Source organism: Aeromonas sp. R1-1, from assembly GCF_040908495.1.
GTDB lineage: Bacteria > Pseudomonadota > Gammaproteobacteria > Enterobacterales > Aeromonadaceae > Aeromonas > Aeromonas veronii.
In genome coordinates this window covers 1-22,869 of sequence record NZ_JBFODV010000207.1, presented here as the reverse complement: position 1 = coordinate 22,869, position 22,869 = coordinate 1, and the positions used below count along the sequence as shown (strand labels likewise).

At 62.5% G+C, this 22,869-nt stretch carries 22 protein-coding genes; 6 read left to right on the top strand and 16 right to left on the bottom strand.

Annotation, left to right across the window (positions count from 1 at the left end; genetic code table 11):
- The 8 genes from AB5Y92_RS13320 to AB5Y92_RS13285 all read right to left on the bottom strand — a co-directional run.
- On the bottom strand, window positions 1–719 hold a 719-nt coding region (locus AB5Y92_RS13320; protein WP_368226946.1), incomplete at its 3' end, for an ABC transporter permease.
- A complete protein-coding gene (locus tag AB5Y92_RS13315; RefSeq protein ID WP_236293878.1) occupies window positions 720–1,409 on the bottom strand; it encodes an ABC transporter ATP-binding protein in 690 nt (229 codons plus the stop codon). It abuts the gene before it with no gap.
- Window positions 1,402–2,541: an efflux RND transporter periplasmic adaptor subunit gene (locus tag AB5Y92_RS13310; RefSeq protein WP_335830286.1), complete on the bottom strand. Its 1,140-nt coding sequence runs from the start codon at window positions 2,539–2,541 to the stop codon at window positions 1,402–1,404. Before AB5Y92_RS13310 ends, AB5Y92_RS13315 begins: the two co-directional genes overlap by 8 nt.
- 27 nt (window positions 2,542–2,568) lie before the next feature.
- A complete protein-coding gene (locus tag AB5Y92_RS13305; RefSeq protein ID WP_368226945.1) occupies window positions 2,569–5,733 on the bottom strand; it encodes an efflux RND transporter permease subunit in 3,165 nt (1,054 codons plus the stop codon).
- A complete protein-coding gene (locus AB5Y92_RS13300) occupies window positions 5,726–6,766 on the bottom strand; it encodes an efflux RND transporter periplasmic adaptor subunit (RefSeq protein ID WP_368226947.1) in 1,041 nt (346 codons plus the stop codon). Before AB5Y92_RS13300 ends, AB5Y92_RS13305 begins: the two co-directional genes overlap by 8 nt.
- Window positions 6,767–6,807: 41 nt before the next feature.
- A complete protein-coding gene (locus AB5Y92_RS13295; protein WP_368226944.1) occupies window positions 6,808–7,278 on the bottom strand; it encodes a DUF6691 family protein in 471 nt (156 codons plus the stop codon).
- 13 nt (window positions 7,279–7,291) lie between these two features.
- Entirely contained in the window at window positions 7,292–7,705 is a 414-nt protein-coding gene (locus AB5Y92_RS13290; RefSeq protein WP_069554757.1) for a YeeE/YedE family protein, read from the bottom strand.
- Window positions 7,705–8,019 carry a helix-turn-helix transcriptional regulator gene (locus tag AB5Y92_RS13285; protein ID WP_005338008.1) on the bottom strand — a complete coding sequence of 105 codons (315 nt, stop codon included), beginning with the start codon at window positions 8,017–8,019 and terminating at the stop codon, window positions 7,705–7,707. The genes AB5Y92_RS13290 and AB5Y92_RS13285 overlap by 1 nt, the downstream gene beginning before the upstream one ends.
- Window positions 8,020–8,107: 88 nt before the next feature.
- Between AB5Y92_RS13285 and AB5Y92_RS13280 the strand changes: the two genes are divergently transcribed.
- The 5 genes from AB5Y92_RS13280 (at window position 8,108) to AB5Y92_RS13260 (ending at window position 11,351) form a co-directional block, all read left to right on the top strand.
- On the top strand, window positions 8,108–8,293 hold the full coding sequence (locus tag AB5Y92_RS13280; protein WP_005344304.1) for a DUF2892 domain-containing protein: 186 nt from the start codon (window positions 8,108–8,110) through the stop codon (window positions 8,291–8,293).
- Between the two features lie 55 nt (window positions 8,294–8,348).
- On the top strand, window positions 8,349–8,786 hold the full coding sequence (locus AB5Y92_RS13275; protein ID WP_368226943.1) for an NAD(P)/FAD-dependent oxidoreductase: 438 nt from the start codon (window positions 8,349–8,351) through the stop codon (window positions 8,784–8,786).
- Window positions 8,787–8,810: 24 nt separating this feature from the next.
- On the top strand, window positions 8,811–9,620 hold the full coding sequence (locus AB5Y92_RS13270; RefSeq protein WP_368226942.1) for an NAD(P)/FAD-dependent oxidoreductase: 810 nt from the start codon (window positions 8,811–8,813) through the stop codon (window positions 9,618–9,620).
- 380 nt (window positions 9,621–10,000) lie between these two features.
- A complete protein-coding gene (locus AB5Y92_RS13265; protein WP_005359258.1) occupies window positions 10,001–10,405 on the top strand; it encodes a hypothetical protein in 405 nt (134 codons plus the stop codon).
- Window positions 10,406–10,622: 217 nt separating this feature from the next.
- On the top strand, window positions 10,623–11,351 hold the full coding sequence (locus AB5Y92_RS13260) for an MgtC/SapB family protein (RefSeq protein ID WP_368226941.1): 729 nt from the start codon (window positions 10,623–10,625) through the stop codon (window positions 11,349–11,351).
- Window positions 11,352–11,442: 91 nt separating this feature from the next.
- On the opposite strand, the gene AB5Y92_RS13255 is transcribed toward AB5Y92_RS13260, so the two are convergent.
- The 8 genes from AB5Y92_RS13255 to grpE form a co-directional block, all read right to left on the bottom strand.
- A complete protein-coding gene (locus tag AB5Y92_RS13255) occupies window positions 11,443–12,453 on the bottom strand; it encodes a LacI family DNA-binding transcriptional regulator (protein WP_368226940.1) in 1,011 nt (336 codons plus the stop codon).
- 27 nt (window positions 12,454–12,480) lie between these two features.
- Entirely contained in the window at window positions 12,481–13,896 is a 1,416-nt protein-coding gene (locus AB5Y92_RS13250) for a glycoside hydrolase family 32 protein (RefSeq protein WP_368226939.1), read from the bottom strand.
- The gene (locus AB5Y92_RS13245) at window positions 13,896–15,260 is read right to left on the bottom strand and encodes a sucrose-specific PTS transporter subunit IIBC (RefSeq protein WP_043818633.1); all 1,365 of its coding nucleotides are present in this window, start codon (window positions 15,258–15,260) and stop codon (window positions 13,896–13,898) included. Before AB5Y92_RS13245 ends, AB5Y92_RS13250 begins: the two co-directional genes overlap by 1 nt.
- An 82-nt stretch (window positions 15,261–15,342) precedes the next feature.
- Window positions 15,343–16,299 (bottom strand): aminoimidazole riboside kinase, encoded by a 957-nt coding sequence (locus AB5Y92_RS13240; protein ID WP_368226938.1) that lies wholly within the window; start codon window positions 16,297–16,299, stop codon window positions 15,343–15,345.
- A 115-nt stretch (window positions 16,300–16,414) separates the two neighbouring features.
- Window positions 16,415–17,920 carry a carbohydrate porin gene (locus AB5Y92_RS13235; protein ID WP_368226937.1) on the bottom strand — a complete coding sequence of 502 codons (1,506 nt, stop codon included), beginning with the start codon at window positions 17,918–17,920 and terminating at the stop codon, window positions 16,415–16,417.
- A 264-nt stretch (window positions 17,921–18,184) separates the two neighbouring features.
- The gene (gene dnaJ, locus AB5Y92_RS13230) at window positions 18,185–19,327 is read right to left on the bottom strand and encodes a molecular chaperone DnaJ (protein WP_005338032.1); all 1,143 of its coding nucleotides are present in this window, start codon (window positions 19,325–19,327) and stop codon (window positions 18,185–18,187) included.
- Between the two features lie 101 nt (window positions 19,328–19,428).
- On the bottom strand, window positions 19,429–21,357 hold the full coding sequence (gene dnaK, locus AB5Y92_RS13225; protein WP_042053028.1) for a molecular chaperone DnaK: 1,929 nt from the start codon (window positions 21,355–21,357) through the stop codon (window positions 19,429–19,431).
- Window positions 21,358–21,655: 298 nt separating this feature from the next.
- Window positions 21,656–22,231 carry a nucleotide exchange factor GrpE gene (gene grpE / locus AB5Y92_RS13220; RefSeq protein ID WP_005338036.1) on the bottom strand — a complete coding sequence of 192 codons (576 nt, stop codon included), beginning with the start codon at window positions 22,229–22,231 and terminating at the stop codon, window positions 21,656–21,658.
- A 291-nt stretch (window positions 22,232–22,522) separates the two neighbouring features.
- On the opposite strand from grpE, the gene AB5Y92_RS13215 reads away from it, so the two are divergent.
- Window positions 22,523–22,869: NAD(+)/NADH kinase (locus tag AB5Y92_RS13215; protein WP_368226936.1), on the top strand; the 347-nt coding region annotated here is incomplete at its 3' end.

Here is a 22,869-nt window from a genome sequence, read left to right as displayed (position 1 = left end):
AGTCGCTTGACCAGCGGCGGCACGGCTTGCCCCGCCAGCGGCTGGATCAGCAGCCGAAACAGCCCCTCGGTATTGAACAGCCGCATGGCGCTACCGACCGGGATCAGCGCGGCCTCGGCCATATCCATCCCCAGATTGCTGCTCTGGCTGGTGAAGACCCCCACCACCCGAAAGCGACGATTGTCAAAACGCAGCCACTGGCCGACCGGATCGGCCTGACCGAACAGCTCACGGGCCACCTTGGCCCCGAGCAGGACGGCCGGTCGATCCTCTGCGGCATCCCCCGGCAGCCAGCGGCCGGAGAGCAGTTCCAGCCCATGGGTATCGCGCAGCCCGTTGCTGCTGCCAAGCAGCATGGTCTGACGCAACCGCGCCCCCTGTTTGGCCTCGGCAAAGCCCATCACCAGCGGCACCAGCCGCACGTTTGGCTGGTGCTGGCCAAGGTAGTGCATATCATCGAGGGTGATCTGCCGCAGACTGTTGCCGGTGACCGGCGGCAGCCCACCGGTGGTCTCCTTGCGACCCGGAAACATCACCAGCAGATCCTTGCCAAGGGAGCTGAACTGGTCGGCCACATAGCGTCTCGCCCCCTCCCCCAGCGCGGTGAGCAGCAGCACCGAGGTGACGCTCAGACTCACCGCCAGGATCAAGACCAGCGCCCGTGAGCGCTGGCGCAGCAGGGCCACGGCTGCAAAGCGGATCACATCGGGCCGCCGCATTCAGCCACCCCCGCTATCAATGTTGATGCGGCCATCGTTCATCAGGATCCGCCTGCCCGCACGCTCACCGAGGCGCGGATCGTGGGTCACCACCACCAGCGTGATCCCCTGCTCCCGGTTGAGCCCCTCCAGCAGGCTAATCACCTCCTCCCCTGAGCGGGAGTCGAGATTGCCGGTGGGCTCGTCAGCCAGGATCAGTCGCGGCGCCATCGCCATGGCCCGGGCGATGGCCACCCGCTGACGCTGACCGCCGGAAAGCTCGGCAGGGCGGTGTCCGGCCCGGTTCTCCAGCCCCAGCTCCCCCAGCAACTGCTGGCTGCGGCGATGGCGCTCGACGGGAGCGATCCCGCACAGCATCAGCGGCAGCTCGACATTTTCACGGGCGGTGAGGCGGGAGATAAGGTGAAACGATTGGAACACAAAGCCGATGCGATGGCCGCGCAACTGGGCCAGCGCAGGCTCTGACAGAGTGGCGGTATCCTCCCCTCCCAGCCAGTAACGCCCCTCGTCTGGCCGATCCAGCAGCCCCAGCACATTGAGCAGGGTCGATTTGCCGGAGCCCGAGGGGCCCATCACCGCCAGATACTCCCCCTCGGCAACCCGCAGGGATACGCGATCGAGGGCGGCCACTTCGCTCCCCCCCAGAGTGAAACGACGGCTGACGGCATCAAGGCGAATGAGATCACTCATCCGTCTGCTCCGTGGCGGCGCTGAAAGGGCCCTCCCCGACAATCTGTCCGGGCTGGGCTGCCAGCCGATCACCGGCGGCGAGCCCCTCGGCCACCTCAATCCAGTTCCAGTTCTCCACGCCCCAACGGGGCACCACCCGCACCAGCTTATCCCCTTCCAGCCGCAGCACGCTGCCATCGTCGGCCCGGCTGCTGGCCGCTACCCGCAGCACATCGGTGGCGCGGGTCACCTCGACCTCAAGGTCAGCGCTGTAGCCGATAAGCAGGGGCACATCGGTGGGCAGGGCCGTGAGCGCCGCCTCCACCTCGACGGTGCGGGCCTGCTTCTCCAGCTCCTTCACATAGGGGGCGATGCGGGTGACGGTGGCGGCAAAATCGCGCCCGGGCATGGCATCGAGCAGTACCCGGGCAGACTGACCCATCTTGAGACGGGCGGCATCCACCTCATCGATGGGGGCAGAGACATACAGACAGCGATCGTCGATAAGATCGATCACCGGAGGCATGGCGACCCCGGGCGGTGAGGGGGTCATATATTCGCCCAGCTTGCTGTTGACCTCCGCCACCACGCCGGCAAACGGCGCCAGCAGGCGGCGCTCGCTCAAGCGGGCCTCCACCTGGGCGACCTGCGCCTCGTCAACCCGCTCCTGCTGACGGGATGCCTGACAAACATAGCGGCGGGTATCGGCCAGATTCTGGGCCTGCTCGGCGAGGGTGCGGGAGGTGAGGTTTTTGGCCAGCAAGGTGGCCAGCCGGTTAGCCTCCCGCTCGTAGTAGGCCGCCTCGCTGCAACGCTCCTCGCGCTGGGTCTTGCCAAGGGCCTGCTGGGCGCGGGCCCGGGCGAGATCGGCGTGAATATCGTCACTCCAGAGGGTCAGCAGCAGATCTCCCTGCGCCACCCGCTCCCCGGCCTTGACGGCGATCTGCTCCACCACGCCGCCACCGGGCAGACTGAGTCCGGCCCGCTGGCACGACTTGATGGTGCCAGCCCGGGTGTTGACCACGGTGACCAGCACATCCCCCCGCCCGACCTCAGCCAGCCTGATCGGCGTCGGCTGCGGTCGCCACCACCATGCTGCCGCAGCCACCGCTACCGCGGCGCCACTTCCCCACCACAACCAACCTCTCTTCATCGCGCATCCTTTCGCTAGTGACTCCCGTCATGAGCGTCGGGAGAGTAGGGCATAATAGAGCAAGGGTATCACCACCAGGGTGAGCAAGGTGGAGACCAGGATCCCGAAAATCAGGCTGATGGCCAGTCCGTTGAAGATGGGATCATCGAGGATAAACAGGGCTCCGATCATCGCCGCCAGCGCCGTCAGCATGATGGGTTTGGCCCGCACCTGCGCCGCTTCGATCACCGCCTGCTCGAACGCCACTCCGGCGCGGCGCTGCTGCTCGATAAAGTCCACCAGCAGGATGCTGTTGCGTACGATGATCCCGGCCAGCGCGATCATCCCGATCATCGAGGTGGCGGTAAACTGGGCCCCCAGCAGGGCGTGGCCCGGCATCACCCCTATGATGGTGAGCGGAATGGGCGCCATGATGATGAGCGGCACCAGATAGGAGCGGAACTGGGCCACCACCAGCAGGTAAATGAGGATCATCCCCACCCCGTAGGCTAGCCCCATGTCGCGGAAGGTCTCGTAGGTTATCTTCCACTCCCCGTCCCACAACAGCGCCACCTCTCCCAGCTTGTCGGGCTGCTGCACGTAATATTGGGGCAGATTGATGTCGGCACCGGCGGCAAACATGCCGTAGAGCGGACTGTCGGTGTGGCCGCCCATGTCGGCCACCACCATCACCATGGGCTGCATGTTCTTGTGCATGATATAGCTGGGGGCCACCTCATCACGGCGGCTCACCAGCTCGGAGACCCGCACCAGCTGGCCGCTCTGGCTGCGCACCTTGAGGGCCAGCACGCCCGCCAGATCCCGTTTGTCACCGGGAGCCAGTTCGATGCGGATCGGCACCGGATACTTGGCGCCGTGACCCTGCAGCCAGCTGGCATCCTGATAACCCACCCCGCCATTGAGGGTGTTCACCAGATCCCCGAGATCGACCCCGAGCAGGGCCGCCTTGCTGCGATCCACCACCAGCCGCCACTTGGGCTGCGGGTCGGTCAGATAGATATCCACATCCACCAGATCCACCGTGGCCACAAAACGGGCCTGTACGGCGCGAGCGGCCGCTTCGCGGGCGGCCTGAGTCGGGCCATAGATCTCGGCAACGATGGGGGACCAGACCGGCGGGCCGGGCGGCACCTCAACGACTTTCAGGTTGCCCCCTGCCGCACTGGCGATGGCCTGCAGCGGCTCCCGAACCGACTGGGCAATCTGGTGGCTACTGCGATCCCGCTCATGCTTGTCCACCAGATTGACCTGAATATCCCCCACGTTGGCGCCGCTGCGGATAAAGTAGTGGCGCACCAGCCCGTTGAAATTGATGGGGGCGGCGGTGCCGGCATAGACCTGGTAATCCTTCACCTCCTCCACCTTGGCAAGCTCCCGCCCGACCGCCAGCAGGGTGCGCTCGGTCTGCTCCAGGGTCGCCCCCTCCGGCATATCGAGCACCAGCTGAAATTCCGACTTGTTGTCAAAGGGAAGCATCTTGAGCACCACCCACTGCACCACCGGCATGGCGGTAGCCGCCCCGACCAGCAGCAACACCACCAGCCAGAGTTTGCGTCTGGCGCGCTTGGCGCCATCACCAATCAGGAAAGGGGTCATCAGCCGGTAAAAAAGACCAGCCTTTGCCTCGCCGTGGGCACCGTGCGCCTCCCCCTTGAGCAAATGGCTCGCCAGCCAGGGGGAGAAGATAAAGGCCACCAGCAGGGAGATAAGCATCCCCATGCTGGCATTGATGGGGATGGGGCTCATGTAAGGGCCCATCAGCCCGCTGACAAAGGCCATCGGCAGCAGGGCCGCGATCACGGTCAGGGTCGCCAGTATGGTCGGCCCCCCCACCTCATCCACCGCCCCCGGAATCAGATCCTTGAGCGCCCCCTTGCCCAAACCGCGATGGCGGTGGATGTTCTCCACCACGACTATGGCGTCATCCACCAGAATGCCGATGGAGAAGATCAGCGCAAACAACGACACCCGGTTGAGGGTAAAGCCCCAGGCCCAGCTGGCAAACAGGGTCAGTGCCAGGGTGATGACGATGGCAACCCCCACCACCAGCGCCTCACGCCAGCCCATGCTCACCAGCACCAGCAGCACCACCGCCGTGGTGGCAAAAATGAGCTTGCCGATCAGGGTGTTGGATTTGGTCTCGGCGGTGACGCCGTAGTCACGGGTCACCGTCACCTCGACTCCTGCCGGGATAAGCCGGTTCTGCAAACTCTCGACCCGCGCCTCCACACGCTTGGCCACATCGACCGCGTTCTGGCCCGGCTGCTTGCCGATGGCCAGGGTCACCGCCGGATAACTGGCCTGCCCCAGCCCCATCCAGCTGCGTTTGGTCGGGGTCTCCTGACCCAGAGAGACCCTGGCCACCTCCCCCAGATAGACCGGCTTGCCATCGTGCATCCCCACCACCAGTTCTCTAGCCTCCTGCTCACTTTGCAGGAACTGCCCCACCTGCACCTTGATCTCCCGGTTATCTTGCTCGATAGCCTGTGTGGTGCCCACCTGATTGGCGGCCGCAAATCGCTGGCTCAGCTCACCCCAGCTGATGCCGTGGGCGCTGAGGGCCGCCAGATCCGGCATCACCCGCAGCACGGCGCTCTGGCTGCCCAGCGTGTAAATATCGCGGGTACCGGGAATGCGCTTGAGTTCGGTCTCCAGCTCATGGGCGACCCGGGTCAGTTCGGGAGCCCCCAGTTGCTTGCTCCCCTCTTTGCTCCATAAGGTCAGACTGACGATGGGGACATCATCGATCCCCCTCGGTTTCACCAGTGGCTGACCGACTCCGATCCCCTGTGGCAACCAGTCGCGGTTGGAGTCGAGCTGGTTGTTGAGATCGACGATGGCCTGCTCACGGCTCACCCCCACCTTGAACACCACCACCAGCAGGGCGCCATCGGGTTGGGAAAAAGAGTAAAGGGTATCAATACCCTTTATCTGGGAGACCACCTGCTCGGCTGGGGTGGTAACGAGAGAGGCCACTTCAGCCGGAGTGGCTCCCGGGAAGGGAATATAGACATCGGCGAAGGTGACATCGATCTGCGGCTCCTCCTCCTTGGGGGTCACCAGCACCGCAAACAGGCCGAGCAACAGCCCCACCAGCGCCAGCAGCGGCGTGATGGCCGAGCCCTGAAACAGCGCAGCCAGCCGACCGGCAGGCCCCAGCCTCTCCTTGTTGCCGTTCAGCTCGCTACTCATGGGCCACCTCCTGCTGCTGCGCCCAGGCATCGGGAGCCAGCTTGTCACCGGCTTGCAGCCCGGCCAGGATCTCGCACTGTCCCTCGACGCAATGGCCGACCCGCACCGGTGTCAGGGCCCAGCCAGCGGGTTGCTGCAGATAGACGCCGTTGAACTCACCTTGCCGCAGCAGGGCGCGATCCGGCACTTGCAACACCTGACGCTCACCCTGCTTGAGCTGCACCTTGAGCCACATGCCGGGCAATACCCCGGCGGTTTGCGGCGGCAAGTCGAGGCGCAACCTGAAGGCGTGGCTCTGGCTGTCGGCATAGTTGAAGCGGGTCAATTTGACCGGGGTAACGGCCCTGCCATCAGGCAGCAGCACTTGCATATCCGCAGGCTCACGAGCGAGCGAAAGGGCGGATTGGGGCAACTCCACCTCCACCCGCAAGGTGTCGAGAGAGAAGCCGGAGAGCAGCGGGGTACCGGGGGCGACAGTCTCCCCCAACTCCACCAGCCGTTTGGTCACCACTCCGGCGTAAGGGGCCAGAATGCGGGTATAACCGTAGGCCTCGCGGGCCTGAGTAAGAGCCGCGTTGGCCGCATTGACCTCGGCACGGGCGGCGCGATCAGTCGCCTGGGCATTGTCGAGCTGGGCGCGGGTGATCACTCCCTTGGCGATAAGTGCCTGAAAACGAGCAAGCTGGCGCTCTGCCTCCACCTGCTGGGCCTTGGCTCTGGCCAGTCGCGCCTCGGCACCCGTGACGGCGGCAAACTGCTCCTTGCCGCTGATCTCCAGCAGCGGCTGTCCCGCCTGCACCTGATCGTTCACATCCACCAGCATGCGGGAGACCCGGCCGCTGGTCTGGGCCGCCACCGTCCCCTGGTTGATGGCACTGACGGTGCCATCCAGCGTCAGCCAGTCGGTCACCGGCTGTGGCGCCACTGTCAACAAGGGCCCTGGCTCCCCGTCCGCGGCAAAGGCCCGGGGGGATGTCATGGCCTGCGATGTCATCACCAACAAGGTGATCCCCAGCAACCGGATCTTTTCCATCATTACTCTCCTTCCCTGGCATCATCAGTCACTTCACGGGATCAGCCGGTATGGGACTGGCGCACCTTACCCTTTCCCCGAGCTGGCGCCTTGGTCAGCACCCTGGCCAGCCCTCTGTCAAACAGCAAGATCCCGGCTACCATGGCCGCTATAAACAACATTATCATGGGCTGGCCGCTGGAAATGAGACTCAGAGCAGGCCCCGGGCAGATGCCCACCAATCCCCAGCCGATGCCGAACAGCGCAGCCCCGCCTATCAGACGGCGATCCAGCCTGGGGGCCGGTACGGCGACGATGGGCTCTCCCAGCACACTCTGACGACGGGGTTTCACCAGCAAGAAGTAACCCGGCATAAAGACCAGCAGGGCCCCTCCCATCACGAAGGCGAGGCTGGGATCCCAGGCGCCAGCCAGATCGAGAAAACCGGTGACCCGGGCGGGATCCACCATGCCGGAGATGGCCATCCCCAGTCCGAACAACACACCCGCAAACAAACTTGTCAGCAACTTCATGGCGATCAGCCCCTTACAGCAGATGATGAGTGACGAAGACGGTGATAAAGCCTGCCGCCATAAAGGTCAGGGTAGCGACGATGGAGCGCAGGGAGAGCCGCCCCATGCCACAGATGCCGTGGCCGCTGGTGCAGCCATTGCCAAGACGGGTACCGACCCCGACCAGCAGACCGGCCAGTAGCACAACGGGCCAGCCGGGCAGCGTGGTGAATGCAGGCATGGTGGCCCAGCCCAGGGTCAGCGCCAACCAGGCGCCCGCCCCCAGCCCCAGCAGAAACAGCACCCGCCACGGTGCACGGTGTTGCAGTGCGCCGGCCAGAATGCCGCTGATCCCGGCAACCCGGCCGTTGAACAACATCAGGATCAGGGCCGACAGCCCCGCCAGCATGCCGCCGCCCAAAGAGAGCAGCCATTGGCTTTCCATCATCAAGATTCCTTATTTTCCGAGTGACAAAAATGGGTTTGCAGCGCCCCCAACACATCGGCGGCCGCCTCGCTCACCAGCGAGTAGTAGATCTGCTGGGAGACCTTGCGCGAACGGATAAGGCCGTAGCGCTTCAATACCGAAAGTTGCTGGGAGAAGGCCGACTGCCCGAGTTGGCTATGGGCCAGCAGCTCCCCGACCCCCTTCTCCCCCTCCACCAGCTGGCAGAGCACCATCAGGCGTTCGGGATGAGCCAACGCCTTGAGCAGGGAGGCGGCGGCTGTCGCATGTCTGTTCATCTCGTCGAATTGGCTCATAAGAGTAAATTAGCAATTGCTGATATTTGCTCTATTGTATAAAACAACACTAAATTAGCAATATCTAAAGTAGATGAGGAGAAAGACCATGACAGTAGATAACGGAGTCAGAATCGTCGCGGGTTGCATGTTGCTGCTCTCGCTGATCCTTACCACCTGGGTTCATCCGGGTTTTGTCTGGTTGAGTGCCTTTGTCGGGGTCAACCTGATCCAGAGCGCATTCACCGGTTTCTGCCCGGCAGCGATGATCCTCAAACGGATAGGATTTAAATAACAGGGTCGGATGACCTAGGCTCACATGAGCGTGTAATAAACGCAGGAGGCTGAACATGGCAACGGTAATCGTCATCGGCGCGGGTCTGGGGGGCATGTCTGCCGCCTACGAACTCAAGGCCGAACTGGGCAAGCAGCATGAGGTGATCCTCATCAATGACAAGCCGGACTTTGAATTCACCCCCTCCAACCCCTGGATTGCCGTCCAGTGGCGGGAGCGCAAGGAGACCTCGATCCCCATCGAACCCCATGTGAAGAAAAAGGGGATCCGCTTTATCCATGCCGCCCTGACCGAGCTGCAACCAGCCGCGCAGCAGCTCACCCTCTCTGATGGCCAGACCCTGCGTTACGACTTTCTGGCGATCTGTACCGGTCCGGCCCTCGCCTTTGACGAGGTGGCAGGGGCTGGCCCCGAATCCGGTGGCACCACCAGCGTCTGTACCCTCTCCCACGCCGAAGAGTGCCGCCACAGTGTCAGCGCACTGGTCGATTAGCCCGGCCCTGTGATTGTTGGCGCCATGCCGGGCGCCTCCTGCTTCGGCCCCGCCTACGAGTATGCGTTCATCCTCGATCGCCACCTGCGCGACAAGAAGGTGAGAAAGAATGTGCCCATGACCTTTGTCACCAGCGAGCCCTACATCGGCCATTTGGGTCTCAATGGTGTAGGGGACTCCAAGGGGATGCTGGAGAGCGAACTGCGGATGCGCGACGTGCAGTGGATCTGCAATGCCCGCACCGTGGCGGCGCAAGATGGCCAGATGACGGTGGAGGAGCTGGATGATGAGGGCAACATCAAGCGCACCCACACCCTGCCCTACAAACACGCCATGATGCTGCCCGCCTTTGTCGGCATTGCGCCGCTGCGGGGCATCGAGGGGCTGGTCAATCCCCGCGGCTTTGTCATCGTCGACGAGCACCAGCGCAACCCCGCCTTCCCGCAGATTTACGCCGCCGGGGTCTGCATCGCCATTGCACCGCCGCACAAGACGCCGGTACCAACCGGGGTGCCCAAGACCGGCTATATGATTGAGGCGATGGTGCGCACCCTGAGCCACAACATCAAGGCGGAGCTCAGCGGCCAGCCGCCGGTGACCAAGGCAGTATGGAATGCCATCTGTCTGGCAGACATGGGGGACACAGGCGCCGCCTTCGTCGCCATGCCGCAGATCCCGCCGCGCAACGTCGCCTGGTTCAAGAAGGGGAAATGGGTTCATCTGGCCAAGATCGCCTTCGAGAAATACTTCCTGCACAAAATGCAGGTGGGCGATACCGAGCCCATCTACGAAAAACTGATGCTCAAATACCTTGGCATCGACAAGACCGAATGACCCCGCAGACCCGGCCCTCGCCGGGTCTCTTTTTACGGCCCTGCGTGGCTAAACGGGGCTTTCGATTATGTTTCAAGATGTTGCTGCAAGCGGCGCGGGGTTTACCCTGCCTGCCGCCTCGGCTATCATTCGAGCCTCTTATCAATAGCGGAGACCATCAGTGGGCAACTCATCAAGTGACAGTTGTAGACCGACCCTCATCGTCGGTACCAAGGTCGCGAGCTAGCCGCAGGTCTTTCTCTGCCGCATGCTCGCAACCCTGCGAGAAGCGGAAATCCACTCCCCTCTTCTCCCTTTTTACACTTGACGTCTGGCAACCAGAGGCCAATCGCCACGGTCGCCATGCCTGCATAGTTTCTGCTTCCCACAAGGAGGCTGCTATGCGTTTTATCTCAATCAAACCGGCTGCGGATCGCGCGGTCGCAACAGGTTCTGTTGCAACCCGGGCTCACCCCCTGTTGAGCCGGCTCGGCCGTGGCATGCTGCCACGCTGGCTGGGCGGCAAACAGCGTCAGCACCACTACCGGCTGCAGATCCGCTGTGAGGATCGCGCCGATATGGAGCAGGTGCTGGATATGGTGAACCACACGTTGCAACCGGCCGGGCTGCAACCGATGCAATCGATGAAGCCGGGTCGCGGCGGCGGGCGAGAGCTGGTGCTCAACCTGCAGTGCACCCCGCCCCAGCGACGCTATCTGGTGCAGTTCGTTCATCAGGTCGGAGTAGCACATCCGGTGCGCTGGCAACTGCGCCCGCGCATCGACTGCGATCCCGAGCTCAACTGACCGCACACCTGCGTTAACCACAGTGAAAGGGGCCAGCCACGCTGGCCCCGCTTGTTGCGTCCTCTCCGAGCGTCAGGGCATCCGATGATGCTCACGCCCCGGGACGCCGCGTTTTGTTTGTCTGCTGGCCATCCGCGCAATCATCCCCTGATCCATCCGCCTCCCGGCGTTTCATCATGGATTGCGCCAAGCCAGCGCTTATCAGAAGGAGTACGCCATGAAGATGTGGCAACAAATTGACATGATCTCCCTGCTCGACACCCTGGCCAGCCTGCTGCTCGCCTTTGTGCTCGGCAGTCTGGTCGGGCTGGAGCGCCAGTACCGCCAACGTACCGCGGGTCTTCGCACCAACGTGCTGGTCGCCGTGGGGGCCGCCCTGTTCGTCAGTCTGGCCCAGCGCATCTATGACCTGCACGGCGGCAACTACAACGTGGTCCATGTGTTGGCCTATATCGTCTCCGGCATCGGCTTTCTCGGCGCTGGCGTCATCATGCGCGAGTCGGGCAATATCCGCGGCATCAACACCGCCGCCACCCTCTGGGGCGTCGCTGCTGTCGGCTCCGCCTGTGGTGCCGGGCTCGCCATGGAGGCAATTCTGGGCGCCCTGTTCGTGCTGGCCGCCAACACTCTGCTGCGACCGCTGGTCAACCAGATCAACCGTCGCCCGGTGGACAATACCGACACCGAAGTGACCTACAAGGTGACGGCCTTGACCCAGCGCGAGCATCAAAAAGAGGTGCTGCACTGGCTCGAGGAGATGCTGGAGCAGGCCAACTACCCCTTGAGCGAACTCGATATCGAGCCGTTTGGCGAGGGGGATCTGGAGATCTCTGCGGTGCTGCTGGCTACCTCCATCGATGGCGACGAGCTGGATGCCCTGATGGTGAAACTCGGCATCCACCCCCATATCAAGCAGGTGTTCTGGCGCACCAGTACCACCGATTGAGCCGTTGGTCAGAGGAACGAAACATCCGCCCGCAGCAAAAAGCCCCGCCAGCAATGGCGGGGCTTTCTCATATGGGATGGGCGAAGAGTGGCTAGCGGCGACTGCGCCAGCGCACCCTGGGGGTGATCACCTGGGCAGTCTGCGCTGGGGGATTACCTGCAATCAATTGCTGCATCAGCTCGAAAGCGGCGAGGGCCAGCGCCGGACAATCCTGTGCCACCGAGTCGATGCGCATGGGAATGCAGTCGAGCAGGTCGTGATCGTCGAAGGTACACAGGCGCATGCCTGTTTCCATCAGCCCCGCCTCATTGAGGTAGCGCAGCACCCCTTCCAGCAGGGTAAAGGAGGCAGTAAAGAGCCCCCTGGGGGGCGCCCTCAGCTCGGCCACCAGCTCGGCCATCAGCTGATAACCGGAGCTCGGCTGGTAGTCGCGATGGCGCACCCGGGCGGCATCGGCTTCAAAACCGGCGCGATGGAGCCCCAGCTCATAGCCCGCCAGCCGGTGACGGCTGGGGGAGAGATCCAGCAGGCCGCCGAAGTAGTAGATCTCCTCGCCGCACTCGCTGGCCATGTCCCGCACCAGCTCGGCGGTGGCCTTGCAGGCATCGGAGATCACCATGGGCAAGCGCGACTCGCCAATATGGCGGTCGAGCTGCACCACCGGCAGGCGGTCGTGGATGCGGGCATAGATGTCATCGCTGTGGCCGCTGGAGGCGACAATCAGCCCATCCACCTGACGGCTGATGAGGTTGTCCACCACCCGCTGCTCAAGGGCGGGATCATCCTCGGAGCAGGCGATCAGCAGCTGGATACCCGCCTCCCGGCAGTGGGCCTCGAGGGCGCGGGCGATGCGGGCAAAACCGAAGTTGGTGAGATCGGGGATCACCAGCCCCCAGGTGTAGCTGCGGGTCTCGCGCAGGGAGCGGGCGTGAAAGCTCGGCAGGTAGTGACACTCCTCCGCCACCGCCTGAATGCGCTTGCGGGTATCGTCGGCAATGCGGTACTCCGCACTCTTCCCGTTGAGCACCAGACTGGCGGTCGCCTTGGACACCCCCGCCAGTTCGGCGATCTGGGCAATCGTGATCCGTTTCTTCTTCTCCACCTGGCCTCCCGGCTGACTAGAACCGGGCTATTGTACTAGGCACGCCGACAGCGGCCAGTGATTGAGGCAAATTTTGCAGCCATCATCGCCGTTGCCTGATGAAAGTTGTGGCTTTTCTCCGGGGAAGTAGCGCGCAGACAGGCTGTGACGCCCCTCATCGATGAAACACTCCAGAGTGGAGCGATCGCACAGGACGGTGATCCGCCCGCCAGCCCATGGGCTGCTGCGGGTCTCCCACGCCCCGCTCTGCCAGTTCTGGCGCCGCAAGGTGATGCGCCCCGGCTGCCAGCACAGCTCGGCCACGGCGCCAAACCAGAGACTCCCCTCACCGCAGAGCCCCATATCGAGCCAGGCCGAGTCGATGGCCAGCCCCGGAAACTCGCCAAGCGTCCCCTCGAAACGGGTCAACTCTCCCTTCAATGCCGCCAGCTCCGCCACCGGCCGCTGGCAGAGCCACTCATCCTGCCAGAACAGCTCCCGCGGGCAGCTCATCTGATGGATCCAGCCGTGAGCGACAGTAGGTTGGCTCATCTCGTTCTCCTCCGGCAACCCCAGCCAGCCGAACAAGAGGCGGCGCCCCTGACTGTCCCGAGTGGTTTGCGGCGCATAGAACTCGAAGCCCCGGTCCAGCTCGTGGAAAGCCCCGTGCGCGAAGCGCTCGCCGTCGAAGTTGCCCGCCAGCCAGCCGCACTGGTAGAGGTTGCGATAATCCTCGCCTGCAGGGGCAATCCCTTGCGGGCAGCTGATCAGCACATGACGCTCCCCCAGCGGGAAGAGATCCGGGCACTCCCACATATAGCCAAACTCACCCAGCCCCCCGCGCCCGCTACCGGCGATGGGCCCCACCCGCTGCCAGCTTTGCAGGGTGTCGCCGCGATAGAGCAGCACTTCCCCCTTGTCATCCTGAGTGCGGGCCCCCAGCACCATCAGCCACTGCTGGCCGTCATGCCACACCTTGGGGTCGCGCACGTGGCCGCTGTAGCCTTCGGGTAGATCCAGCACAGGCCCCAGCTTGGCAAAACTACCCTCACCGTCGGCGCGGGCCAGACACTGATAGGCGGTGCGGCTGCCATCCGGGTATTTGACATTGCCGGTGTAGATAAGGGTCAGATGCCCCTGCTCGTCGCTCACCGCAGAGCCCGAATAGCAGCCGTGGCTCTCATAGGCTTCGGTGGGTAAGAGCGCCACCGGCTCGTGCTGCCAATGCAGCAGATCGGTGGAGGTGACATGGCCCCAGCCCTTGTTGCGGTGCTCGCAGCCAAGCGGGTTCCACTGGTAGAAAAGGTGGTAGCGCCCGTCGTGCTCGATAAAGCCGTTGGGATCGTTGAGCAGCCCCACCGGGGCTGCCAGATGCCAGCGGGGCCGATGGGGATCGGCCGCCGCCTTGAGCTGTCCGGCCAGCAGCGACCGGACAATCTGGTTGAGAAGATCGCTTTCCTTCATCACTCCACCTTGTACTTGAGCAGGTAGGATGCGGCGAAGGCGGCGCCAAAGGCGATCACCAACCCGATGATGTAATGAATAAGGCTCATCGGCTGGACGATGGCCATGCCGGGAATACCGGTCAGCCCCACCGCCGTCATCCCCACCTTGGCCGCCACCACGTAGGCGCCGCCGCAGGCCCCGCCAAACAGACCGGCGAGGAAGGGTTTGATGTAGCGCAGGTTGACGCCAAAGATCGCCGCTTCCGTGATACCCAGCAGGCAGGACATGGCCGCCGGCACGGTAATGGCCTTGATCTTCACGTCGCGAGTCTTGAAGTAGACCGCGAGGCAAGCCCCGCCCTGTGCCACGTTGGCCATGGCCCAGATGGGCAGCAGGAAGTTGACGCCAATTTGCGGATTGGCCAGCAGCCCCGCCTCGATGGCGTGGAAGCTGTGGTGGATGCCGGTGATGACGATCAGCGAATAGGTGCCGCCAAACACCAGCCCCGCCAGCCAGCCTGCCTGCTCATAGAGGGCGCTTAGGCCGAACGAGATGCCATCCCCCAGCACCCGACCCGCCGGGCCGATAAAGAGCAGCGCCACGAAGCCGGTGATGATGACGGTGAGAAACGGCGTGAGGATCAGATCCAGTGCATCCGGGATGCGCTTGCGCAGCTGTTTCTCCAGATGGGACATAAACCAGACTGCCAGCAGCACCGGGAAGACGGTGCCCTGATAGCCGATCATGGCCACATCCAGCCCGAAGAAGTCCATGGTCTTGAAACCACCGGCCACGCCCCAGGCGTTGGTCAGCGCAGGGTGGGTGAGGATGCCGCCAAGGGTCGCCCCGAGATACGGATTGCCGCCAAACTCCCGCGCCGCCGTAAAGCCGATCAGAATGGGCAATATGATAAAGGCCGCCGAGCTGAACATGTCGAGCATCACAAACAGAGCGCTGTCGGCATTGGCCCAGCCGTAGGTGCGCACCATGCCGAGCAGCCCCATCAGCAGGCCCGAGGCGACGATGGCAGGAATGATCGGCACGAAGATGTTGGAGAGGGTTCGCGCCAACCGCTGGGCCACGTTGAGCTTGGCCGCCGCCATGTCGGTCAGCTCAGCCTTGCTGGCGGTGCCGGTACCGGTCAGCGCCACAAACTCGGCATACACCTTGTTGACCAGACCGGTGCCGAAGATCACCTGAATTTGGCCCGCGTTGCTAAAGCACCCCTTGACCCCCTCCAGCTTGTCGATGGCGGCCTTGTTTACCTTGCTGTCATCGGCCAGCACCAACCGCAGCCGGGTGGCGCAGTGGGCAGCGCTGACGATATTCTCCTTGCCCCCGAGCAGGGGCACCAGATCCTTGGCTATCGCACTGATATTCATATTCTTCCTCTTATGACCCGCCACGCTGGCGGGCCCTTGCACATGAGAGTAGGGGCTGTCGAGCCGGGCTTCTAGCCTCAGCTCAACAGCCGCTTGCGTCTGATCGCAAAAAGGCATCCAGTTCGGAGCGAGTCGGCAGCGCCGTCATGGCCCCCTTGGCGGTGGTGGCGAGCGCCCCGCAGCCGTGGGCCTGAGCCAGGATGGCGGGTAGCTCGGCCAGCGTCGGCAGCGACGAGCGCCCGGCCAGCGCCGCCAGCAGACCGGCGACGAAGGCATCCCCCGCCCCCGTGGTGTCGATGGGCGTCACTCTCTGCCCCACCCACTCCAGCAACTCGCCATCAAGGCGAGCCACCACCCCGGCCGCCCCTCTGGTCACCAGTACCAGCGCCGGGCCAGAGAGAGTCGCAAGCCCGGCGACCAGTTCATCCTCGCCACTCAGCAGTTGCAGCTCCTCAATGGAGAGCTTGACCACATCCGCCTGTGCGATGACTTCGCGCACCAGCGGCAGCATCTCGGCCGGGTTGCCCCACACCTCGGGGCGCAGGTTGGGGTCGAAGCAGACCCGCCCGCCGGCCGCCTTGATGGCCGCCATGGCCTGCAGGCAGCTGGTGCGCACCGGCTCGTTGGCGAGCGCGATGGAGCAGGTGAGCAGCCACTGACCGGCATCGAAGCGAGGCAACTCATTTGGGGTGAGGAACTGGTCGGCACTGAGGCGCACCATAAAGGTGAAGCTGCGCTCCCCCTCATCATCCAGTGCCACCAGCACGGTAGAGGTGCGATGGTCTGGATCGAGCCGCAGCGCACCGATATCCACCCCCTCCCCGCGCAAGGTCTCGGCCATAAAGCGGCCGAACGGATCGGCACCGACCCGGCCGATAAAGGCCGCATCGCCACCCAGCCGTGCCACACCAACCGCCACATTGGCGGGCGCACCACCCGGACACTTGAGGTAGTGCAACGCCCCTTCCGGGATCAAGTCCACCACCGCATCCCCCATTACCCACACACGATTCGTCACCTTGCTACTCCACTGCTGCATCGGATCCACGGTCAAACCCGAACTCTGTTCTGTTGGCTGGCATTATCAGCTAAACCGTTTTAGCCAACCAACAGATCTCGGCACCGGCTGCCATTTTTGTGATCGGGATAACGAACTAGAACCAGGTTTCCATCTGCACGCCAAAGTTCCACTCGCCACCGGCGGTGAAGTTGCTCTGGCCCATGGCATCGTCGCTGGCGTAGTTGTCGAGCTCGGAGGACCAGTCCATCCAGCTGGCGAACACCCTAAGCTCGGGCCGCTCGAAGAAACCGGCGGTCTGCGCCTTGAAGGTGGGGGCGAAGGTGAGCTTGGTGAAGTTTCCGTTCACCGCCTGGCGTCCCTTGTAACCCTTGGGATCGAGATCCATGTACTGCCAGGCCGCCTCGTAGACCAGCTCAACGTTCTGGCTCAGCACCTGCGCCACCCGGGTATTGAAGGTGAGCCAGCGGTACTCATCCCCTTTCACGTAGCGATCCTGACTCTGCTCGGCCAGCAGGGCCGGGGCAAAACGCCAGCGCGAGTTGAGATCGGTGGAGCCAAACACGGCGATCCGCACCGCATCGGCGTCCGGCAACAGCTCGCTGTCAGAGCCCAGCCCCTTGACCTCGGCCCCCAGCCCATGACCATACAACACCGCCGCCTTGGCAAAACCGGGGTTGATGCCAAAGAAGCTCTCGCCGTGGTAGGCCAGCAGGGTGTGTGCCCCCTTGTCCGCCGCCTCGCTGCCCGCCCCCTTGTCATTGATGCGGGCGTCATTGTCCTTGGCAGAGAGGCCGTTCACCATCCACTGCCAGTTACCGACGCGGTTGTTCATAGTGAGGATGTAGCTCTCGATATCGGAAAGACCGCTGGCGCTGATGTCGCCGTAATCGCGGCCATAGAGGGAGAAGTTGGCCTTCCAGCTATCGGCCAGCTGCACGTCGTAGACGCCACCGCCGGTACCGGCCAGGAACACCACGTCGGAATCGAGCCAGTGGATGTCAAAGTTGTCCCGATCAAAGCGCTTGCCCGCCCACAATACTGCATTCTTGAAGGGGCCGTTGAAACTCGCCAGATTGCCGATCTCGGCAAACACCTGACGGGTATTGAGGCTCGAATCGCTGGCAGTCCAGTCGTTGCTGGTCTCCACCCCGTCCGCCAGCATCAGCTTGTAGCGGGCCCAGCTGCCATCCTCGAAGGTCTGGGTTTTCAGCAGGTTGGCCTCCATGTAGGTGTCATCCTCGTTGCCAAGGCGACCGACGGCCCCGCCCACCGAACCGGCTGGCGTGATGTAGGGGCCGCCGCGCCCGCCGTTGCCATTGCTGTTGACCAGGAGGCCCGAGCGGGCGTAGCCGTGAAACTCGAAGCCCTGGGCACCTGCTGTCTTCTCATCCACCTGCTGACTGCGGTTGTCGGCCGCCTGCGCCTGCTCACTCGCCGTGCTCGCCTTCACTTCCGCCTGACTGGCACGGCTCTCTGCTGCCTCGGCTCTCGCTTCAGCCGCCTGTACCCGCGCCTCCAGCGCCGCCAGTCTGGCCTCGACACTCTCACCTGCAACACTCGCCTGCGCCGCCCACAGCGGACTGCTCATCCCCAATCCCAGCGCTACCGCCAGCGCCAACTTGCTCTTGAACATCATCATCTTCCTCACCTGTCATCTGTGGCCCGGACGGGCGCTGTTGTTATCGACAGACGGAGCATAGCTAAACCGCTTTAGCCGACTCAATACAGCAACTAAACCGTTTTAGCAACAGTGTGAGCGGGATAACATTTGTACAGCAGGAATTGGCGGGAGTTGTGAGGAGGATCCCTCATCAGGATCCACTCAATAAGGCGGATCCTGGCTAAACGGCGGGCAAAAAAAGAGCCGGCACAAGGCCGGCTCTGTTTATTCGGGTCGCTGAAATCAGCTGGTCAGATCGTCGAAGAAGCGTTTCACCCCTTCGAAGAAGCCTTCCGATTTCGGCTTGTGGGTCTTGGCAGCGGCACCGCTGAAGGATTCGTCCAGCTGGCGCAGCAGCTCTTTCTGCTGCTCGGTGAGGTTGACCGGAGTCTCGATCACCACCTTGCACATCAGATCCCCTACCTGACCGGAGCGTACTGACTTCACGCCCTTGCCGCGCATGCGGAACATCTTGCCAGTCTGAGTCTCCGGAGTGACCTTGAGCTTGACGCGGCCATCCAGGGTCGGCACTTCAATCTCGCCACCCAGGGCGGCTGCGGTGAAGCTGATGGGCACTTCGCAGTAGAGGTTGTTGCCGTCACGCACGAAGATCTCGTGCTCTTTGACGTGCACCTGTACGTAGAGATCCCCTGCCGGAGCTCCCGCTTCCCCCGCTTCCCCTTCACCGGAGAGACGGATGCGATCGCCGGTATCGACACCCGCCGGAATTTTCACCGACAGGGTCTTGGTGCGCTGGTAGCGACCTTCACCGTGGCACTTGCGGCACGGATCCTTGATGATCTTGCCGCGACCGTGACAGTGCGGACATGCCTGCTGCACCGCGAAGAAGCCCTGACGCATCTGCACCTGGCCGGAGCCGTGGCAGGTCGGGCAAGTCTGGGCACTGCTGCCGGTGTGGGCACCGGAGCCGTTACAGACTTCGCAGTGAACCAGAGTCGGCACCTTGATCTCCTTGGAGACCCCGCGTACCGCCTCTTCCAGCGTCAGCTCCATGGTGTAACGCAGGTCGGAGCCACGGGCCGGGCCACGACGGGCACCACCACGGCCACCGCCGAAGATGTCACCGAATACGTCACCAAACATGTCGGCGAAGTCGGCACCGCCGCCAAAGCCACCGTGGCCACCGCCACCCTGGCTCGGGTCGACACCGGCATGGCCGTACTGGTCGTAACGGGCACGCAGGTTGGCATCGGTCAGGACCTCGTAGGCTTCCTTGACCTCTTTGAACTTCTCTTCGGATGCGGCATCACCCTGGTTACGATCCGGGTGATACTTCATGGCCAGGCGCTTGTACGCCTTCTTGATCTCGCGATCGTCGGCATCTTTCGCCACACCCAGTACTTCGTAGAAATCGCGCTTCGACATACTCATCCTGTGGTTACGCAGACGGGCGTTGGTTACCCAACGCCCGTGAATTCATTGACCAAGCCGATGGGCGAAGCGGACTCCGCCCATCTGGGTAGGGCTTACTTCTTGTCGTCTTTCACTTCTTCGAACTCGGCGTCGACTACGTCGTCGTCAGCCTTGGCAGAAGAGGAGGACTGACCGGCATCAGCACCGGCTGCACCCTGGGCCTGAGCCTGCTGCTGGGCAATTTCCATCAGCTTCTGGGACGCTTCCAGCAGAGCCTGCTGTTTGGCTTCGATAGCAGCCTTGTCGTCACCCTTGATGGCAACTTCCAGCTCGCTCAGAGCAGCTTCGATCTTGGTCTTGTCGTCGGCAGGCAGGGCTTCACCAGCTTCGGTGATCTGCTTGCGTACGGAGTGGACCAGACCATCAGCCTGGTTGCGAGCCTGTACCAGCTCTTCAAACTTCTTGTCCTCGGCCGCGTTGGCTTCGGCTTCGCGTACCATGCGCTCGATCTCGTCATCAGACAGACCAGAGGAGGCCTGGATGGTGATCTTCTGCTCTTTGTTGGTCTCTTTGTCTTTCGCAGAGACATGCAGGATACCGTTGGCATCGATGTCGAAGGTCACTTCGATCTGCGGCAGACCACGCGGTGCCGGACGGATGCCTTCCAGGTTGAACTGGCCCAGAGACTTGTTGTCGCTGGCGCGCTTGCGCTCACCCTGCAGCACGTGAATGGTCACGGCAGACTGGTTGTCTTCGGCAGTGGAGAACACCTGGGACTTCTTGGTCGGAATGGTGGTGTTCTTCTCGATCAACGCAGTCATCACGCTACCCATGGTTTCGATACCCAGGGAGAGCGGGGTGACGTCCAGCAGCAGTACGTCGGTCTTGTCACCGGACAGTACGGCGCCCTGGATGGCAGCCCCCATGGCCACGGCTTCGTCCGGGTTGACGTCTTTACGCGGCTCTTTGCCAAAGAACTCGGCAACGGTCTTCTGAACCAGTGGCATACGGGTCTGACCACCAACCAGAATCACGTCGTCGATCTCGCCAACTGCCAGACCGGAGTCTTTCAGGGCGACACGAACCGGCTCCAGAGAGTCCTTCACCATGTCTTCTACCAGGGATTCCAGCTTGGCGCGGGTCACTTTGATGTTCATGTGCTTCGGACCGGTGGCATCTGCAGTGATGTACGGCAGGTTGACGTCGGTCTGCTGGGCAGAAGAGAGCTCGATTTTGGCTTTCTCGGCGGCATCTTTCAGACGCTGCAGAGCCAGCTGGTCGTTGCGCAGGTCGATGCCCTGCTCACGCTTGAACTCGTCTACCAGATAGTTGATGACGCGGTTGTCGAAGTCTTCACCACCCAGGTGGGTGTTACCGTTGGTCGCCAGTACTTCGAAGGTGGTTTCGCCTTCAACTTCGTCGATCTCGATGATGGAGATATCGAAAGTACCGCCACCCAGGTCATATACGGCAACCTTGCGCTCGCCCTTGACCTTGTTCACGCCGTAGGCGAAAGCTGCTGCAGTCGGTTCGTTGATGATGCGTTTTACATCCAGACCGGCGATGCGACCGGCATCCTTGGTAGCCTGACGCTGGGCGTCGTTGAAGTAGGCCGGAACAGTGATAACGGCTTCGGTTACCGGCTCGCCCAGGTAGTCTTCAGCGGTCTTCTTCATCTTTTTCAGCACTTCGGCAGAGATCTGCGGCGGTGCCATTTTCTTGCCCTTCACTTCAACCCAGGCGTCACCGTTGTCAGCTTTGGCGATGGCGTACGGCATGATTTTCAGGTCACGCTGCACTTCTTCATCTTCAAAGCGACGACCGATCAGACGCTTGATGGCGAACAGGGTGTTTTTCGGGTTGGTGATGGCCTGACGCTTGGCCGGCTGACCAACCAGGATCTCGCCATCATCGGCATAGGCAATGATGGACGGAGTAGTACGATCGCCTTCTGCGTTCTCGATCACGCGAGCAGTGTCGCCATCCAGAATAGCGACGCAGGAGTTGGTAGTACCCAGGTCAATACCGATGATTTTACCCATTTGACGAATCTCCAAATACTTTGAATAAACTGGCGAGGAACTCGCCTTAATGCGTTAACGGCTAGGTGGGGGCTGCCAATCTGGCTTTCAAGCTCCCGGCATCAAATTTTTTGTGCCGCCGCGGCCTTGCTACCTATATGGGGTCGCCAGACGCAGCTTCAAGCCCCAACCCTAAAAAACCACACCCTTTGTCATGGTTGCGCGGTCACGTTGAGCCGTTAAACCGGGCAAGATGAGCAGGTGCTGCACTGCGAAACAAAAAGCCCGCCACGGGGCGGGCTCGGGCACCCACAGCCAATCAGTCGACCGCTTTGGCGATCATCACCATGGCAGGACGGATCACCCGACCGTTGAGGTCATAGCCCTTCTGCATCACTGCAATGACGGTGTTCGGGGCCACATCGGCACTCGGTACCATGCTCATAGCCTGATGGGCGTTGGGGTCAAACGGCTGGTTGATCGGGTCGAGCGCCACCAGACCAAACTTGGCCACGCCGCTCTGCATGGATTTCAGGGTCAGCTCGACACCTTCGATCATCGGCTTGAGGGCTTCGTTCTCCTTGTCGGCCAGTTCGATGGCACGCTCCAGGTTGTCCAGCACCGGCAGCAGTTCATTGGCGAACTTCTCCAGCGCGAATTTGTGCGCCTTCTCCACATCCAGCTCGGTACGACGGCGCAGATTCTCCATCTCGGCGGCGGTACGCAGGGCGCGTTCACGCTCTTCCGCCGCTTTTTGGATGGCGGTTTCCAGCTGCGCTTCCAGTTCGGCAATACGGGCCTGCTCGGCTGTCACTTCACTGTCTACATCGGTCGGCTCGACTGGCTGGGCTTCCACTTGCTCCATCGCTTCAACCTTTTGCTCTTCGTGGTTCATGACATCTCCAATTCCGGGGTTACTTATGAGGGCCCTGACGTCTGGTTGAGCGACCGGACGACAACAGACCGACTATGTTGGCGCTATTATGGGGATGCATCCCCGGCTTTCAAGGGGTAAAGGACAATCAGAGTTGCTGAATAGCCGCAACCATCGGTTTATCCGAGTTGCCGCTCACCGTTTAACCATTAGCCTCAAGGGGATAGCCAGCCCCGTCACACGGGAGAGCGTCACAAGCGGAGCAAAGCACTGTATACTGGCCCGCAATACCCATCCCAGATCTGACTGACTATGGATTCTCCGTTCAAAACCATCGCCCTGATTGGCAAACCCCACCATGAGGGGGCCAACCAGACGCTGACCGGCCTGCATCAATACCTGACCGCCCGCGGCTTTCGGGTTCTGGTGGAGAGCCGGGTCGCCCAGACCCTGAGCATCCTCGATGAAAACGTGATGGATCTGGTGCAACTGGGCCAGCAGGCCGATCTCGCCATCGTGGTCGGCGGCGACGGCAACATGCTGGGGGCGGCGCGGGTGCTGTCACGCTTCGATGTAGCAGTGATCGGGGTCAACCGGGGCAACCTCGGCTTTCTGACAGATCTCTCGCCGCAGGATTACCTGCTGCCACTGGAGCAGGT